16 protein-coding genes are annotated in these 18310 nt (G+C 44.9%); all 16 read right to left on the reverse strand.

Annotated features, from left to right (window positions below; translation table 11 throughout):
• Positions 1 to 56: 56 nt before the first annotated feature.
• Positions 57 to 407 carry a 30S ribosome-binding factor RbfA gene (gene rbfA, locus QOZ98_RS02870; protein ID WP_142826545.1) on the reverse strand — a complete coding sequence of 117 codons (351 nt, stop codon included), beginning with the start codon at positions 405 to 407 and terminating at the stop codon, positions 57 to 59.
• A gap of 18 nt (positions 408 to 425) precedes the next feature.
• On the reverse strand, positions 426 to 704 hold the full coding sequence (locus QOZ98_RS02875; protein WP_142826546.1) for a DUF503 domain-containing protein: 279 nt from the start codon (positions 702 to 704) through the stop codon (positions 426 to 428).
• The gene (gene infB, locus QOZ98_RS02880) at positions 701 to 3082 is read right to left on the reverse strand and encodes a translation initiation factor IF-2 (protein WP_308786021.1); all 2382 of its coding nucleotides are present in this window, start codon (positions 3080 to 3082) and stop codon (positions 701 to 703) included. The genes QOZ98_RS02875 and infB overlap by 4 nt, the downstream gene beginning before the upstream one ends.
• Positions 3060 to 3404, reverse strand: a complete 345-nt coding sequence (locus tag QOZ98_RS02885; protein WP_142826548.1) for a YlxQ family RNA-binding protein — start codon at positions 3402 to 3404, stop codon at positions 3060 to 3062. The genes infB and QOZ98_RS02885 overlap by 23 nt, the downstream gene beginning before the upstream one ends.
• Positions 3404 to 3682 carry an RNase P modulator RnpM gene (gene rnpM, locus QOZ98_RS02890; RefSeq protein ID WP_308786022.1) on the reverse strand — a complete coding sequence of 93 codons (279 nt, stop codon included), beginning with the start codon at positions 3680 to 3682 and terminating at the stop codon, positions 3404 to 3406. The genes QOZ98_RS02885 and rnpM overlap by 1 nt, the downstream gene beginning before the upstream one ends.
• Positions 3683 to 3702: 20 nt before the next feature.
• Positions 3703 to 4830 carry a transcription termination factor NusA gene (gene nusA, locus QOZ98_RS02895; protein ID WP_308786023.1) on the reverse strand — a complete coding sequence of 376 codons (1128 nt, stop codon included), beginning with the start codon at positions 4828 to 4830 and terminating at the stop codon, positions 3703 to 3705.
• A 21-nt stretch (positions 4831 to 4851) separates the two neighbouring features.
• Complete coding sequence (gene rimP / locus QOZ98_RS02900) at positions 4852 to 5337, reverse strand: ribosome maturation factor RimP (RefSeq protein ID WP_142826551.1); 486 nt, start codon at positions 5335 to 5337, stop codon at positions 4852 to 4854.
• 125 nt (positions 5338 to 5462) lie between these two features.
• Positions 5463 to 9770 carry a PolC-type DNA polymerase III gene (locus tag QOZ98_RS02905; RefSeq protein WP_308786024.1) on the reverse strand — a complete coding sequence of 1436 codons (4308 nt, stop codon included), beginning with the start codon at positions 9768 to 9770 and terminating at the stop codon, positions 5463 to 5465.
• Between the two features lie 207 nt (positions 9771 to 9977).
• Positions 9978 to 11681 carry a proline--tRNA ligase gene (locus QOZ98_RS02910; protein ID WP_308786025.1) on the reverse strand — a complete coding sequence of 568 codons (1704 nt, stop codon included), beginning with the start codon at positions 11679 to 11681 and terminating at the stop codon, positions 9978 to 9980.
• A 101-nt stretch (positions 11682 to 11782) separates the two neighbouring features.
• Positions 11783 to 13042, reverse strand: a complete 1260-nt coding sequence (rseP, locus tag QOZ98_RS02915) for an RIP metalloprotease RseP (RefSeq protein WP_308786026.1) — start codon at positions 13040 to 13042, stop codon at positions 11783 to 11785.
• 117 nt (positions 13043 to 13159) lie between these two features.
• Positions 13160 to 14305 (reverse strand): 1-deoxy-D-xylulose-5-phosphate reductoisomerase, encoded by a 1146-nt coding sequence (gene dxr, locus QOZ98_RS02920; RefSeq protein WP_308786027.1) that lies wholly within the window; start codon positions 14303 to 14305, stop codon positions 13160 to 13162.
• Between the two features lie 16 nt (positions 14306 to 14321).
• A complete protein-coding gene (locus QOZ98_RS02925) occupies positions 14322 to 15113 on the reverse strand; it encodes a phosphatidate cytidylyltransferase (protein WP_308786028.1) in 792 nt (263 codons plus the stop codon).
• Complete coding sequence (locus QOZ98_RS02930) at positions 15110 to 15901, reverse strand: isoprenyl transferase (protein WP_142826557.1); 792 nt, start codon at positions 15899 to 15901, stop codon at positions 15110 to 15112. The genes QOZ98_RS02925 and QOZ98_RS02930 overlap by 4 nt, the downstream gene beginning before the upstream one ends.
• Before the next feature lie 152 nt (positions 15902 to 16053).
• Complete coding sequence (frr, locus tag QOZ98_RS02935; RefSeq protein WP_142826558.1) at positions 16054 to 16611, reverse strand: ribosome recycling factor; 558 nt, start codon at positions 16609 to 16611, stop codon at positions 16054 to 16056.
• On the reverse strand, positions 16611 to 17336 hold the full coding sequence (pyrH, locus tag QOZ98_RS02940) for a UMP kinase (RefSeq protein ID WP_006828253.1): 726 nt from the start codon (positions 17334 to 17336) through the stop codon (positions 16611 to 16613). Before pyrH ends, frr begins: the two co-directional genes overlap by 1 nt.
• Before the next feature lie 81 nt (positions 17337 to 17417).
• Entirely contained in the window at positions 17418 to 18302 is an 885-nt protein-coding gene (gene tsf, locus QOZ98_RS02945) for a translation elongation factor Ts (RefSeq protein WP_142826559.1), read from the reverse strand.
• Positions 18303 to 18310 lie beyond the last annotated feature (8 nt).

Below are 18310 nucleotides of genomic sequence, written 5' to 3' on the forward strand. Positions count from 1 at the left end.
CCTTTGTTTGATGCAAAAAAAAGCCTGCTATCTGGAATAGACAGCAGGCTTTGATTTTAATCTTCTTTTGGTTCTTGAATGTCACGCAACAGCGAATCAATCCGATTGCCGTAAGCAACAGATGAATCGATTTCGAAAGACAGTTCAGGAGTTTTACGAAGACGGATCCGCTGTCCAATTTCAGAACGGATAAATCCTTTTGACTTCGTTAACCCAAGCAATGTCTGCTCTTTTGCGTGGTCTTCGCCTAAAACGCTGATGTATACAGTTGCCTGCTGGAGATCTCCTGTAACTTCAACATCTGTTACAGTGACAAATCCGATACGTGGATCTTTCAGTTTTCGGCTGATGATATCGCTGAGCTCTTTTTTCATCTGCTCAGCTACACGATTCGCGCGCATTGTCATTGCTAATCCACCTCGTTCTTACAAATATTCTTTTTCAATCTCCAAGCATTCCCACGCAGGATTGCTTTCCAGATAGTAGAGTACCTGCGCCATTTCTTTATCTGCCACCTCTTTTGAGGATGACACAATTACAAAGGCGATGCGGGTCCGCTGCCAAACATTCTGGTGATCAATCTCTGCTGCGGAAACGTTGAATTTCTGCCTGCTGCGGGTCAGCATGCTTTTCACCACTGCCCGCTTATCTTTTAACGAATGTGCCGTTGGAATGAAAAATTCGCATTCCATGTACAGGATCATTTACGTTCGATTTCTTCCATAACGTAAGCTTCGATAATATCCAATTCTTTCACATCATTGAAGTTTTTGATGGTAATTCCGCATTCGTAGCCTTTTGCCACTTCTTTGGCATCGTCTTTAAAGCGCTTCAAGGTATCGATTTCACCTTCGAATACAACAATGCCTTCACGAATGACACGAACGCCGCTGTCTCTCGTGATTTTGCCTTCTGTTACATAGCTTCCGGCAATTGTTCCGACTTTAGAAACTTTAAACGTGCTGCGGATTTCTGCTTGGCCGATAATTTTTTCTTCAAATTCCGGATCAAGCAATCCTTTCATCGCAAATTCAATTTCTTCGATCACTTTATAAATGATGCGGTGTAGACGGATGTCTACGCCTTCTGCATCAGCAGCGCGTTTCGCGTTTGCATCAGGACGGACGTTGAATCCAATAACGATGGCATTAGATGCAGCCGCCAATGAAATATCAGATTCTGTGATAGCACCAGCGCCTGTGTGGATGATCTTCACATTAACGCCTTCAACATCAATTTTCAGAAGAGACGCAGCCATTGCTTCAACTGCTCCTTGAACGTCAGCTTTGACAATCAAGTTCAATTCTTTCATCTCGCCTTGTTTCAATTGATCAAACAAGTTATCAAGCGTTACCCGTGTTTTTTCAGAACGCTGAACTTGAAGCGCTGAAGTAGCACGCGTTTCTCCCACTTGACGAGCTGTTTTTTCATCTTCAAAGACAACAAAGCGATCTCCTGCTTGAGGTACATCATTCAAACCTGTGATTTCAACCGGTGTTGATGGACCAGCCTCTTTTACGCGGCGGCCAAGGTCAGATACCATTGCACGAACGCGGCCGAAAGTATTGCCGACAACGATTGGGTCTCCAACTTTTAATGTTCCATCTTGCACAAGTAGTGTAGCTACTGAACCGCGGCCTTTATCAAGCTCCGCTTCAATAACCGTACCAATCGCACGGCGTGCAGGGTTGGCTTTTAGTTCGCCGACCTCTGATACCAATAAGATCATTTCAAGCAATGAATCGATGCCGTCGCCTTTCAAAGCGGAAATCGGTACGAAAATCGTATCGCCGCCCCAAGCTTCGGGAACCAATCCATGGTCTGTCAATTCCTGCATAACACGGTCAGGATTTGCACTAGGCTTATCCATTTTGTTGACTGCAATGATAATTGGAACCTCTGCTGCTTTGGCGTGGTTGATTGCTTCAACCGTTTGCGGCATAACGCCGTCATCAGCTGCAACAACGATAATCGCAAGATCCGTTACTTTAGCTCCACGAGCACGCATTGTTGTAAAAGCTGCGTGTCCAGGTGTATCAAGGAACGTGATTTTTTTGCCGTTATCGACTACCTGGTATGCGCCGATATGCTGTGTAATTCCGCCTGCTTCTCCTGCCGTCACTTTCGTGTGGCGGATTGAGTCAAGCAAAGTCGTTTTACCATGGTCAACGTGTCCCATGATGGTTACGACCGGTGGACGTTCTTGGTTAAGGCTTTCGTCTTCCGGTTCAAAGTAAACTTCAAGATCGGTTTTATCCACCAAGATCTCTTCTTCTACTTCAACTTCGTACTCAGCACAGATCAATTCGATTGCATCTTTATCCAACTCTTGGTTAATGGTCGCCATTACACCAAGCATGAATAATTTTTTGATGATTTCAGACGGCTCGCGTCCTAATTTTTTCGCCAGCTCAGCTACTGTCAACGACTCGCTGAAAGTGATTTTAGCTGGTAATTCTTTTTCTTTTTTAGGCATTGGCGGCAACGGATTTACCGGTTGCTGCTGCTTCCCTTTGCGGTTGCGGTTTTGGAAGCCGCTGCGGTTTCCGCCGCCTGGACGTCCTGAAGAACGCTGGCCAGGACCTGCTGTAGGTTTAGCTGCTTTTGGAGTAAAGTTGGAACCTGTTTTCGCAGGTGTAGTTGGTCGTTGGCCATTCCCTTGTGAACGGGATTGCCCTTGACTCGGTGCTGCTGCCGGACGTGATTGGCTTTGTCCTGATGGACGCGACTGCCCGCCTTGTGATGGGCGTGATTGCCCTTGGCTTGATGGACGCGACTGTCCGCCCTGCGATGGACGCGATTGCCCTTGGCTTGATGGACGTGATTGCCCTCCTTGCGATGGGCGTGATTGTCCACTTTGTGCCGGACGTGATTGCCCTTGGCTTGATGGACGTGATGGTGCTTGCGGACGCTGTCCAGCCGAAGCATTTTTGTATATGCTGTCTAACTTCGATACAGCATTGTCTTCTAATGTAGCCATATGGTTTTGTACGGTAATATTATGTTTAGACAACTCATTAATAATCTCTTTGCTTGGCTTGTCTACCTTCTTAGCGTATTCATGTACTCGAATTTTGGTCATCTGCTCGCCCCCGATTAATTTCTTCGAATAAGCTGGTTATTTTTTTTGCAAAACCTTTATCGGTAATTGCAATCACTACCCGCTCTTCTTTGCCTATCGCATGTCCCAACTCGAAACGGGATGCAAAAACATGAACATCCACTCCATACGATTTGCATTTGTCGTGCAATTTTTTACTGGTGTTGTCTGAAGCATCTTCAGAGACAATTACTAATTTTGCTTTGCCTTTTCGGACTTCGTTCACGGTCATTTCTTCACCGGAAATGGTCATTCTTGCACGTGTAGCCAATCCCAGCAATTGAAGAATTTTTTGTTTAGTCATTATTTCAACTGCTCTCTGAGAACGACGCGAATTAACTCATCATAGATTTCGTCTGGAACCTTAACTTCCAAGTGCTTGTCCAGCACTTTCTTTTTACGGGCAGCCGCGATGGCATCTTCCGATTTCGAAACGTACGCGCCGCGTCCTGATTTCTTGCCCGTCAAATCGACAAATACTTCGCCTTCTTTTGAACGTACAACGCGGATCATTTCTTTTTTAGGATGCATCTCGCCTGTAGCTACACACTTCCGTAATGGAATTTTCTTTTGCAGAGCCAACGGACATCACCTTTTCTACATTATTCTTTTTCTTCGTAAAAATCAAAGTCGTCCAGTTCTTCATCGGATTCCACTAATTCGATATCAGCGTTCGGATTTGGATAAATTCCAAGTTCCCGCGCATCTGTCTCGCTCTTAATGTCGATTTTCCAACCGGTTAATTTTGCTGCCAAGCGCGCATTTTGTCCGCGTTTGCCGATTGCAAGAGATAATTGATAGTCTGGAACGACAACCGTAGTTGACTTCGCATCTTCATTCACTTGGACATCCAACACTTTGGATGGGCTAAGCGCATTTGCAACAAAGACAACAGGCTCTTCAGACCATTCCACAATATCAATTTTTTCTCCGCTTAGTTCATTGACGATTGTCTGAACACGGCCGCCTTTAGATCCAACACATGATCCAACTGGATCGATGTCGTCACGATGAGCAAAAACAGAGATTTTTGAACGATCTCCCGCTTCACGTGCAATAGACTTGATTTCAACAATGCCATCATAAATTTCAGGTACTTCGTTCTCGAACAAACGGCGAAGCAATCCTGGATGGGTGCGTGAAACAAAAACTTGCGGTCCACGTGTAGTGCGTTCCACTTTCGTAATATACACTTTGATGCGGTCATGCGGTTTGTAATGTTCATTTGGCATTTGCTCTGTCTGCGGAAGCACAGCTTCTACTTTGCCAAGGCCAACATAAAGGTTGCGTGCATCCATACGCTCGACGATGCCATTGACGATATCGTCTGCACGATCAACGAACTCTTCGAAGATCAAGCCGCGTTCAGCTTCACGGACACGCTGGGTAACCACTTGTTTCGCTGTTTGTGCAGCAATGCGCCCAAAATTGCGCGGCGTCACTTCTTCTTCTACAACATCTCCAAGCTCGTATGCCGGGTTGATCACTTTGGCGTCTTCCAAAGAAATGTGAAGGCGTTCGTCTTCGACTTCTTCCACTACATCTTTGCGGGAATAAACCAGCATTGTGCCAGTGTTCAAGTTCAAATCCACACGGACATTTTGCGCTTGGTTGAAATTCCGTTTATATGCCGTTACCAATGCCGCTTCAATAGCTTCAATCAGAACTTCACGCGAAATCCCTTTTTGTTTCTCTAATACTTCAAAAGCATCCAATAACTCACTGCTCATTTATATTCACTCCCAGGTTCTTCAATCAGGTTTTACAGAAAAATCAATAGCCAAACGGATAACTGCAATTTTCTCTTTTGGAATGTTAATTATTTTTCTGCGTGTTTTGATTTTAATTTCAATTTCCACTTGTTCATCATCATAAGACTTTAAGTAGCCTTCAAACTCTTTGGCGTCTTCAACCGGCTCATAAGTCTTAATATAAATAAATTTGCCGAGAGCTTTTTCGAAATCTTTTTCTTTCTTTAATGGACGTTCTGCCCCTGGCGATGAAACTTCCAGGAAGTAGTTTTGTTCGATCGGATCTAGCTGATCCAAAATCTCACTAAGTTTCTCACTTACCAGCGCACATTGATCAATGTCAATAGGTGCTTCCGGGTTGTCCACATATACTCGTAGAAACCAGTCGCGGCCTTCTTTTAAGAATTCCACATCTACAAGTTCCAGTGCTAATTCACTGGTAATGGGCTGTACTATCTGCTCGATTTGTTCTGTAATTTTGCTCATACATGCCTCCCGCCAATTTTATGCCATAACAAACAGAAAAGAGCGGGAGAACCCACTCTTCTGCGACAGAGCTATCAGTAAATGTTACTACAATAATACCACAAATGGCGCTGTGGTGCAACTAGCTAGAACAAGGACAGCTGGTTGGCCTCAGGCATTCCTTCGAGGCATCCAAGATCGTCCATGTATTCGATGATTGTTTTTGAAACACGGCCCCGTTGCTGAAGGTCTTCCTTCGACAGGAATTCCCCATGCTCTCGTGCAGCAACGATGGATTTTGCAGCATTGGTGCCTAACCCCGGAATGGCATTGAACGGCGGAATCAGGCTATTGCCGTCAATGATAAACTGATCGGCAGATGATTTATACAGATCCACCTTTTGGAAAGTAAAGCCGCGCTCTACCATCTCAAGCGTCAGTTCCATAACCGTCAATAAGTTTTTCTCTTTTGTCGATGCTTCCAATCCTTTGGCATTGATTTCATCAATTTTGGCCCGGATGGCGTGCGACCCTTTGGCCATCGCTTGAACATCAAAATCTTCTGCACGAACTGTGAAGTAAGCTGCGTAATAAAGAACAGGGAAATGCACTTTAAAGTAGGCAATCCGCACAGCCATCAGCACATAGGCAGCCGCGTGGGCTTTCGGGAACATGTACTTGATCTTTTTGCAGGATTCAATATACCAGTTCGGTACGCCTTCTTTTTTCATTGCTTCTTCGAATTCCGGCGTTAAGCCCTTCCCTTTACGGACAGACTCCATAATTTTAAATGCCAATGAAGATTCCAGCCCCTGATAAATCAGATAGACCATAATGTCATCCCGGCAGCCGATGACATCGGACAGCTGGCAGGTTCCGTTTTGGATCAGTTCCTGCGCATTGCTCAGCCAGACGTCCGTCCCGTGGGACAGACCGGAAATTTGGACCAGCTCCGAGAACGTGTTCGGCTTTGTTTCTTCCAGCATCTGACGCACAAAGCGCGTACCAAATTCCGGTATGCCCAATGTTCCGGTTTTGCAGCCAATCTGCTCTTTGGTGACTCCAAGCGATTCTGGACCGGCGAATATTTTCATGACTTCCGGATCGTCTGTTGGAATCGTCTTTGGATCGATGCCGGATAAATCCTGGAGCATGCGGATAACGGTCGGGTCATCGTGCCCAAGTATATCCAGCTTCAGTAAATTATCGTGGATCGAATGGAAATCAAAATGAGTCGTTTTCCATTCAGAATCCTGGGCATCTGCCGGAAACTGAATCGGCGAGAAGTCGTAGATATCCATATAGTCCGGAACAACGATAATTCCCCCTGGATGTTGTCCGGTGCTTCGCTTAACGCCCGAGCACCCTTGAACAAGGCGATCAATTTCAGCGCCTCTTAGCGTCATCTCCCGGTCGTTCGCATAGCCGCGAACATAGCCATAGGCCGTTTTTTCAGCAACCGTTCCGATGGTCCCAGCACGGAACACATTGTCTTCTCCAAATAACTCTTTCGTGTAATTATGGGCTTTGGACTGATATTCACCACTGAAGTTCAAATCGATATCGGGAACTTTATCTCCTTTAAATCCTAAAAATGTTTCAAATGGAATATCCTGTCCTTCTTTTTGGTACGGAATATCACAATCCGGGCAATTCTTATCTTTCAAGTCAAATCCGGAACTGACGGAACCGTCATCGAAAAACTCCGATTTTTTGCATTTTCTGCAAATATAATGCGGCGGCAGCGGGTTTACTTCTGTGATTTCCGTCAATGTCGCAACCAGCGAAGAACCGACCGATCCTCGGGAACCAACCAGATAGCCATCATCCAGGGATTTTTTAACGAGTTTGTGCGAAATCAGGTAGATTACCGCAAATCCGTGCCCGATGATGGATTTCAATTCTTTTTCAATACGGGCTTCCACGATTTCAGGCAAAGTCGGACCATAAATTTGGTGAGCCATGCCGTAGCTTAACTCCCGGACTTCTTCGTCAGCGCCTTCGATTTTAGGCGTGTACAGTTCATCTTTGATTGGCTTCACAACATCAATCATCTCAGAAATTTTTACCGAGTTCGCTACTACAAGCTCATGTGCTGTTTCACTGCCAAGAAATTCGAAAGCATCCAGCATTTCACTGGTCGTACGGAAATGCACTTTCGGCAATTTGTGGCGGTTCAAAGGATTTGCCCCGCCTTGAGATCCAATCAGCACTTGACGGAAAATCGCATCCGTCTCGTCCAAGTAATGAACGTTACCGGTGGCCACGAGCGGAATTTCCAACTTGCGGCTGATTTTCACGAGTTTGCGGATAATGTCTTCCAAATTCCATTCATCGCGAATCATTTCCCGTTCAATCAAATGGGAATAAACTTCTTTAGGATGAACTTCCAAATAATCATAGAATTGCGCTGTCTTTTCGACTTCTTCCATCGACTTTTGCATGACAGCTTCAAAAACTTCGCCTTTGTCGCAGCCGGAACCGACCAGCAAACCTTTACGGTGTCTTTGAAGAAGCGAACGCGGAATGCGCGGCACTCGGTAGAAATAATCGATATGCGACGCAGAGACCAGTTTGAAAAGGTTTTTCAACCCTTCATCATTTTGCGCCAACAGCGTACAATGGGTTGGCCGCGACCGCTTGTAAGCATCGCCGCTGCCGACATAATCGTTCAGTTGGTCATGATACAGAATGCCTTTTTGATCGGCTTCTTTTAGTAAATAAGTCAATAAATAAGAAGTTGCTTCGGTATCGTATATGGCTCGGTGATGCTGGGTCAATTCAATGCCGAATTTTTTGGCCAATGTATTCAACCGATGATTTTTCAACTCTGGATGCAGCATACGTGCCAATTCCAATGTATCGATGGTCGCGTGCTTCGTATCAATGCCGAACTTTTTATAGCAAACATACAAGAAGCCCATATCAAAAGATGCATTGTGGGCTACCATAATATGGTCGCCTGCCCATTCGTGGTATTTGCGAATCACTTCTTCCACTTCCGGTGCATTTTTGACCATATCATCGGTGATTCCGGTCAAGTCAATCGTCGTGGACGACAATTCATGATGCGGATTCGCAAAGCTCTCGAACTTGTCAATAATCTGGCCGCCTTTGATCTTCACTGCAGCAAGCTCAATGATAGTGTCGTAAACAGCAGACAAGCCAGTTGTCTCCAAGTCAAACACCACGAAAGTCTCTTCTTCGAGTAAAGCATGGCGCTCTTCGTAGGCAATCGGCACGCCATCATCCACTAAATTCGCTTCCAAGCCAAAAATGGCTTTTATGCCATGTTTTTTGCTCGCGGCATAGGCATCCGGAAACGACTGGACACCAGCATGATCCGTAATAGCAATGGCTGGATGCCCCCATTTAGCAGCTTGGCTGACCAATGACTCAACAGACGAAACTGCGTCCATTTGGCTCATCGGCGTATGCAGATGCAGCTCAACCCGCTTTTCTTCAGCTGTATCCCGGCGAAGCTCGGGTTTGATTTCGACCATATCCTGCGCCATCATCACCAAATCACGCACAAAAGTGTCGGTTTGGATCGATCCGCGCGCTTTCAGCCACATGCCTTTTTTGGCATTTGCCATCAGCTCGGCATCTTCTTTGTCACGCGAGAACATTTTAACAAGAATGGAATCCGTATAATCGGTGATTTTCACCGTCAACAGGGAACGCCCGCTTCGAAGCTCTCTCACTTCTGCATCAAAGACATAGCCTTCGATCGTTACACGGCGTTCTTCATCAACAATGGATTTGATCTCGGAAATGGTTTCATCCGGTTTGATGGCCGTTCCCATTTGGAATGGCCCCGCAGGAGCACCGTTTTCTTTACGGTCTGTTTCCCGTTTTTTCATATCTGACAGGGCTTTTTTTGCCATTTCTTCTTCTTCTCTTAGACGTTCAGCCATGAATGCTTCATGAGCCGCTTCCTGGTTTTCGTCCGACAGTTGGAAATCGATCGCAACGTGAGGAAAACCAAACTGCTGATAGACTCCCGCAAGCTTGTCGCTGTATTTGGATTTCAATGCCATCATTTCGTGCTGGTGATTGCACTGCAGCATAAGCTTATTGCCGTTCCATACAGGCGCCTGTGATAGGAGCCGATCGCGCAGCGGCGGCGCCATGTCTGCCAGTTCTTCAACAGCATATTTCCAATAAGCCATGACCAGCTCTTCTTGAGCCGTTTCCTGAGCAGACTCAATGTTCAACTGAATGGAAGCAATCGGAGAAAAGGTGCTATACAAACGTTGCTTTAATAATAAGTACAATTCGATTGGCAGGATGCCTCTCACTTTCACAAGAAATTTCCAGGACCGCTCTTTTTTGTGGACGGTCATCCGAGTCAGTTCAGCCTCTTCGAAAAAGGGCATATGGACATCGTCCGTTAAGTCGAGATGCTGAAGCAGCAATTTAAAGCGCATCTTAGGATCTTGCTGGTTTGTCATAATTATCCCCTTCGTGGTAGTGATTTAAGTATACGTAAATGCCTGTTGCCTTATTGGCGTTGAAGCCTGAGCAATTTATATGTTGAACTAATGAATGTAAGGCTGCAGCTTCTTGAAAACTATATAAGTCATTTTTTCGCAAAAGCGAGCAGAAAAAGAAAGGAAAGTACATAATGTACTTTCCTTTCATCATATCAGATTTTGCTGTTATTTTTTAAAAAACTGCTGCAATTGATCGAGCAATTCTTCACGCGTCCATTCGAATGTTTCACCGGTCCGCCGTATTTTGACTTCCAGGATTCCTTCAGCTGCTTTTTTGCCGATGGTGATGCGGATCGGCAAACCGATCAAATCTGCATCAGTGAATTTTACGCCCGCCCGTTCTTTGCGGTCATCGAGCAGCACTTCGTAGCGGTTGGATTTCAGCAATGTGTACAGCTCTTCTCCAAGCTCGCGCTGTGCATCGTCTTTAACATTAACCGGCACCAGGTGGACCTCATAAGGTGCTACAACGTCCGGCCATGTAAAGCCATTGTCGTCCTGGAACTGTTCAGCTATCGCTGCCATGACACGAGACACGCCGATTCCATAACACCCCATAATATAAGGCATCGCTTTACCTTGATCGTTCAGGAATGTGCCTTTCAGCGGAATGCTGTAAGTCGTGCCCAATTTGAAAATATGGCCGACTTCGATGCCTTTTGCAAATTGGATTGTTCCTTGTCCGTCTGGAGATGCATCTCCTTCTTGGACAAAACGCAGGTCATGATATGCAGCAAGTTCAAAGTCTTTTCCAGGAGTGACGTTCTTATAATGATAACCGCTTTCGTTGGCACCCGTCACTCCGTTGACCATAGTTTCGACTGCATGATCTGCAAACAACCGAACGTCTTCTGGCAGGTTGATTGGGCCAAGCGAGCCGATGTCGCAAGACAATAATTGCTGAACTTCTTCTGGTGTTGCCATTTCAATCACTTTGGCACCTGTTGCATGTTTGACTTTAACGTCGTTGATTTCATGATCGCCTCTTGCCAAAACAATGACCAATTCCTCGTCAGCTTTAAACACAAGCGTTTTAAGGCATTTTTCAGCAGAGACTTCAAGGAATTCTGCTACATCAGAAATGGTATTTTTGCCTGGTGTCGCCACTTTTTCCATCGCTTGGGGTGTTTCATTTGAAACTGGGTAGGAAACGTTGACCGCGGCCATTTCGATATTGGCTGCATGAGATGAACTATCTGAATAAGCAATCGTGTCTTCACCAATTTCCGACAGCACCATGAATTCATGATTGTCTTTTCCGCCAATGGCACCAGAATCGGCTATAACTGCCCGGAAATTCAATCCGAGACGTGTAAAGATGTTGGTATATGCCTGCATCATAACGTCATATGTTTCATCCAGGCTCTCAGCAGTAGCATGGAATGAATAAGCATCTTTCATCAGGAATTCACGTCCACGCAACAAACCAAAACGTGGGCGCTTTTCGTCTCTGAACTTTGATTGTATTTGGTAGAGGTTCAAAGGGAGCTTCTTGTACGATTTGATTTCATCGCGCAGGAGGCTCGTAATAACTTCTTCGTGTGTCGCCCCCAGTGCAAATTCCCGGTCATTGCGGTCTTTCAAACGCATTAATTCGTCGCCATATGAATACCAGCGTCCGGATTCCTGCCACAGTTCCGCCTGCTGAAGGGCAGGCATGAAGATTTCAACGCTGTTGGCAGCTTCCATTTCTTCACGGATTACGGTTTCAACTTTTTGAAGGACGCGCTTGCCGAGCGGCAGAAACGAATAGATGCCGCTGGTGTTTTGACGGATAAAGCCTGCGCGCAACAAGAGCTGATGCGATTTCACTTCTGCATCGGCGGGAGTTTCGCGTAAAGTCGGGATAAAAGTTGCTGTTTGTTTCATTCCAGAATACACCTCAACTGACTATAGAATTTTTATTGATGAATTAAAAGTTCAGGACAGGCAAAATTGACTGCCTGTCCGGTAATGCCCCCTCGCTTATATTAAAAGAAATATCTTTGGATATCGTTCCAAGTGACAACAATCATCAACAGCATCAGAAGCATGATTCCAACAAAGTGAACCATTCCTTCTTTTTGCCGATCAACCGGTTTGCCGCGCACAGCTTCAAGAATGAAGAACATTAGACGTCCTCCGTCAAGCGCAGGAAGCGGCAGAAGGTTCATAATTCCTAAGTTGATGCTGAGCATGCCAGCCCAACTCATCAAAGTAAAGAATCCATATTGTGCGACTTCTTCAGTCGTTTTGTAAATTCCAACCGGACCTGACAAGGCATCAATCGTAAATTGTCCTGTTACCAGCATTCCCAACAATCGGAAAATTTCCTTGAACCAAAAGATGGTTTGCTCAGCACCGTAGACAAAAGACCCGAGAAAATCTTTTTCAACCGGGCTTTGGTAAAGTACGCCAATAACACCGATTTCTTCAGGGGATTGTTCTGAAATTTCAGGTGTAATAGTGAAGTTTAACGGCTCACCGTCACGGTCAACATTAAAATCAAGCGGATTGCCGGCATTGCTCTGAACCGACTCAACCAGTTCGTCCCACGTGCCAATCGGATTCCCTTCAATTTCAGTGACCAGATCACCATTTTGCATTCCAGCTTCTGCTGCCGGACTTTCTTCTGTGACTTCGGTAATAACAGGTTCAAAAGTCGGAACACCCTGCATCATGCCAAGCGCTGTAAAAATCAGAAATGCCAGAATAAAGTTAAACAGCGGTCCTGCGAAAATCGTCATAAAACGCTTTCCAACCGATTTTGAATCGAACTGGCGGTCATAAGGAGCCAAAATGGTTTCTCTGCCATTTTCCTCTACAACCGCATCGCGCGCCACTTCTATGCGAACCAGCTTTTCATCTTCGTCGTAACCTTTAATCCACAGGTCTTTTTCAAGATCCGCTTCTTCTACTTCAAGAAACAGGATTTCTGGATAAACATGCTTTTGGTTCATGATGACCTTTTTAGCCTGGCCTTCTTTGTTTAACAGAACGCCGATGCGATGGCCTGCCTGAAGGTGGATAGTATCCATATCTTCGCCTGCCATGCGCACATAGCCGCCAATCGGCAGCAAACGCAAGGTGTAAAGTGTTTCTCCTTTGGTAATGCCCAAAATTTTCGGACCCATTCCTATTGCAAATTCCCGGACTAGAATGCCCGCGCGCTTTGCAAAAAGAAAATGGCCAAATTCATGAAAAAATACTAAAGCACCGAAAATTATTATAAACGATATTACTGTTTCCATTATGAACCCACCCTTTTAAAGAGAAACTTGCTTGGTGGACTTATCTGGCGCCCACTAAGTGTTAGTTGATCTAATGACCGGCAAAGCGGGATAAACTTATTCGGTTTTGATCTTTAGTTATTTTAGCATGTTTTTTACAGATTTTCTCGTTTCAGCATCGACATGCAAAATCGTTTCCAAATCCGGATTCACCAGAACTTCGTGCTGGTCCATGGCGCGTTCAATCATTTCCTCGATCTGCAGGAATTTGATTTCTTCATTGAGGAATAAAGCAACTGCCTGTTCGTTTGCTGCATTGAGAACAGTCGTCATTGTTCCTCCGGCAATACCGGCATCAAAAGCCAGCTGCAAAGCACGGAAACGTTTGTAGTCCATTTCCTTGAAATTCAACTTTCCGATTTCAGCCAAGTTCAAACGCTTTGCTTGAGGACGCGGCAGGCGATCTGGATAAGACAAGGCGTATTGAATCGGCACGCGCATGTCCGGTGTCCCGAGCTGCGCCATTACACTCGTATCATGAAATTCAACCATGGAGTGGATGATGCTTTCGCGGTGAAGAACTACATCAATGTCCGCGTAAGCAAAATCGAACAGAATATGTGCCTCGATCACTTCAAGCCCTTTGTTGACCATGGTAGCAGAATCAATGGTGATCTTGGATCCCATCGACCAGTTGGGATGGTTTAATGCATCCTGGACGGAAACATTTTTCAACTGCTCTCGCGTCAAGTCACGGAAGCTGCCTCCGGAAGCAGTTAGGATCAATCGGCTGGCCTGATCTTTCTTTTCGCCGTTCAGTGCCTGGAAGAGGGCTGAGTGTTCGCTGTCTACCGGCAAAATGACGGCTCCGTATTGTTTTGCGCTGTCCATGACCAAGTGGCCTGCTGTCACCAAAGTTTCTTTATTGGCAATCGCAATTGTACGGCCAAGTTTGATCGCTTCCAGTGTCGGTTCTAGACCCACACTGCCGAGTACAGCATTCACTAAAATATCTGCGTCATAAACAGCAATTTCCGTCAATCCTTCGGCGCCATTTACAAATGACACAGCAGGATACTCAGCAGCTAAGCTTTTAGCATCCTGCAATTGCTGTACACAGACAATCTCAGGATTGAATTCAGCAATTAATTTGCGGGTAATGTCTATATTTTTTCCAGCAGAAAATCCAATTAACGAAAATTCTTGCGGATGTTCGCGAATAATGTCAGCTGTCTGCACTCCAATAGAACCGGTAGCGCCCAGCAGGATGATTTTTTTAACCATTCAGCAATTTCCTCTCTTAGATGAAATGTAAAAAATGAAGCAAGGGCATAACGAATAGGATGCTGTCAAAGCGATCCAAAATCCCTCCATGTCCAGGCAGGATTGAGCCAGAGTCTTTTACGTTAAAATGGCGCTTTAACGCTGATTCCACCAAGTCGCCCATCTGGCCAAAGACCGAGGCGATGATAGTTACAACAATAACCAGAAAGATTGAGTGGTTTAACGGAATGAAATAATTGAAAACAAGCGCAAATCCAATTGCCCAAAAAATTCCACCCACAAAGCCTTCCACCGTTTTGTTCGGTGAAATTTCTGGCCATAGCTTCCGTTTTCCAATTTTGCGCCCTGTGAAATAAGCGCCGGAATCCGTAAACCAGACAACCAGCAATGCAAAAATCAACACACTGAGGCTGGCTTCACGTGTTTCGATAAAATAAAAGAAACCGATGCCGACATATAAAGTTCCTAGAACAGCAAAAGCAGCATCGTCGAAAGTAAAGCTGTTTTTCACTATTACAGTATGTATTAAAAGAAGGATAACAGCTAAAAATGCAAATTCGACTTTTTCATAGCCTGTCCACTCATAAACGTGAACCGCCCACTGATCAGGCAGCATGAATGCGTAAAGCGCCAACAGCGAAATAAGGCCGGGAATGCTCCTTAAGCTCCGGCCCTTCATTTTCAAAAGTTCTTGTAATGCCACCGTACCCAATAAATAAACCAATAAAATAAATGGAATCCCGCCATAAATAACAAAAGGAATGAAAAGAGCTGCCGCAATGACGCCTGTAATGATCCGTTGTTTCATTTCACTTCGTCTCCTTTCAACCCTCCATACCTGCGATTGCGTTTTTGATAAATCTCAATCGCTTCAAGCAAGGAATCTTCATTAAAATCGGGCCACAAGGTTTCCGTGAACCAAAACTCAGTATAAGCCAATTGCCAAAGCATAAAATTGCTTAAACGGACTTCACCGCTTGTGCGAATCAGCAAATCCGGTTCAGGCAGATCTTTTGTCATCAATCCACCGGAAATAAGGTCTTCGTTGATATCACAGACGTCCAGCGTTCCCGCCGCGACTTGGGCTGCAATATCTTTTACAGCATCTACAATCTCTGCACGGCTGCCATAATTCAAGGCAAAATTCAGCACAAGCCCTGTATTGTCTTTTGTTGCTTCTTTTGCTTTTTTTATGGCTCTGAGCGTATGCAATGGCAAGTTATGATGATATCCCATCATTTCCACTCGAACATTTTCCTCAATTAATTCCGGCAGAAAAGTCGTCAAAAACTCTTCTGGCAAGCGCATCAAAAAATCCACTTCGATTTTTGGCCGTTTCCAATTTTCAGTGGAAAATGCATACAAAGTTAATACGCTGACACCAAGTTCATTGGCAAGCTTGGTCACTTTGCGGACAGTCTTCATTCCTTCGTGGTGCCCGGCAACTCTTGGAAGTGAACGTTTTTTTGCCCAGCGCCCATTGCCGTCCATAATAATCGCAATATGAGCCGGAACGGCTTCGTTTGAAATCAAAACTGAGCGATCTCCACTTTCCAAGACCAAATCAGTATTTCGTTTTAATAGTTTATTAAACATAGTTAGTCCTCCACCTATTGCAAATCGGCATGTCTAATGCTTATCATATCAAAAAAAACGGCATTGTGCGCTTCTTTCAAGAGACAGCGTTATTTTTTGGCATGAAAAAGCGTCCTGCTTAACAGGACGCCAGACATGAAATGAAGTTCGATTTAAACTTCCATAATCTCTTTTTCTTTATCTTTAGCCATTTCATCAATTTTCGAGATGTTGTCATCTGTCAATTTCTGAACATCGTCCGAATAGCCACGCAAGTCATCAACTGTAATTTCGCTTTTCTTCTCCAGTTTTTTAAACTCATCATTGGCATCGCGGCGGATATTGCGGATTCCGACTTTCGCTTCTTCTGCTTCTTTTTTCACTTGTTTCACAAGATCTTTGCGGCGCTCTTCCGTCAAAGCAGGAACTGCCAATCGGATGACCGATCCATCGTTTGACGGGCTTAGGCCCAGGTCGGATTTCAGGATGGCTTTCTCGATATCGCCAAGAACCGATTTGTCATACGGCTGAATCATGATCAAACGAGCTTCAGGAATCGAAATGCCTGCTACTTGATTGACCGGTGTTGGAGCACCGTAATAATCGATCGTTAACTTGTCCAAAATAGATGGAGTCGCACGTCCGGCACGGATAGAAGCCAGATCACGGGAAAAAGCCTGGATTGCATTGGTCATTTTAGATTTAGTGTCATTCATCACTGATTTCGGCATTATATCGTTCTCCTCACTACTGTCCCGATTTTTTCTCCGAGTACAGCCCGTTTTATATTTCCGTTTTCCATAATTGAGAATACTACGAGTGGGATGTCATTGTCCATACAAAGTGTGGAAGCGGTAGAATCCATCACCTGCAAGCCTTGTTGAATCACTTCGAAATAAGAAAGTTCTTCATATTTCACAGCAGTGGAATCCGTTTTCGGATCAGCTGAATACACGCCATCAACATTGTTCTTCGCCATTAAAATGACATCGGCTTCGATTTCGGCCGCGCGCAAAGCTGCTGTTGTATCAGTTGAAAAATAAGGATTTCCAGTACCAGCTGCAAAAATGACAACCCGCTTTTTCTCCAGGTGGCGAATAGCTCTTCTGCGGATGTAAGGCTCAGCGACTTGGCGCATTTCGATGGATGAAAGAACGCGTGTTTCAACGTCCTGCTTTTCCAAGGAATCCTGCAAAGCCAACGAGTTCATAACCGTTGCCAGCATGCCCATATAGTCAGCTGTTGCACGGTCCATACCCATTTCAGAACCGACTTTGCCTCTCCAGATGTTGCCGCCGCCAACTACGACTGCAACTTCCACTCCAAGTTCAACCACTTCTTTTACCTGGCTTGCTACTGATTTGATAATTTCAGGGGACAGACCGAAACCTTGTCCTCCTGCCATTGCTTCACCACTTAGTTTTAATACAATGCGTTTATATTGCTGAACACTCATCGGTACCCTCCATTACACTTTTATTGAAAAATAGGGAACACATTCTCGTGTTCCCCAAGATAAATCATATAATAAACAATGTTATTTTTTGTTAACCTGGCTCATAACTTCATCAGCAAAGTTGTCTTCACGTTTTTCGATGCCTTCTCCAACTTCGTAACGGATGAATTCTTTAACAGATCCACCAGTAGAAGCTGCAAAATCACGAACTTTTTGGTCTGAGTTCTTAACAAACGCCTGATCAAGCAAGCAGATGTCTTCGAAATATTTGCCAAGGCGGCCTTCAACCATTTTAGCAACGATTTTTTCTGGCTTGCCTTCGTTCAATGCTTGCTCAGTCAAAATTTTGCGTTCATGTTCTACTTCGTCAGCAGAAACTTCGTCGCGTGAAACGTATTTAGGGTTTAATGCAGCGATGTGCATAGCGATGTCGCGAGCAGCATCTGAATCAGTAGAGTTTTCAAGAACCACTAGAACTGAAATGCGTCCACCCATGTGAAGGTAAGGGCCAAAAGCGTCAGCATCTGATTTTGTACGGATTTCAAAGCGGCGCAAAGTGATTTTTTCACCAATTTTAGCGATTGCGTTTGAAATGTGGTCTGCAACTGTCAAACCGTTCGACATTGTTGAAGCGTTAGCTTCTTCAACTGTAGCCGGTTTTGTAGTGATCAAGTGCTCGCCCAATTCTTTAACCAAAGTTTGGAAGCCTTCGTTTTTCGCAACAAAGTCAGTTTCTGCGTTTACTTCGAAGATAATTGCTTCGTTTTCTTTAACAAGAATTGAAGTTGTTCCTTCAGCTGCAATGCGGTCTGCTTTTTTAGAAGCGCTTGAAAGACCTTTTTCACGCAAGAAATCTAGAGCCGCTTCCATATCTCCATCTGTTTCCACTAAAGCTTTTTTGCAATCCATCATACCTGCGCCTGTTTTTGCACGCAATTCTTTTACCATTTGTGCTGTAACTGCCATGATTAAAT

Source organism: Planomicrobium stackebrandtii (genome assembly GCF_030814955.1).
In the GTDB taxonomy this organism is placed as follows: Bacteria; Bacillota; Bacilli; order Bacillales_A; family Planococcaceae; genus Planococcus; species Planococcus stackebrandtii.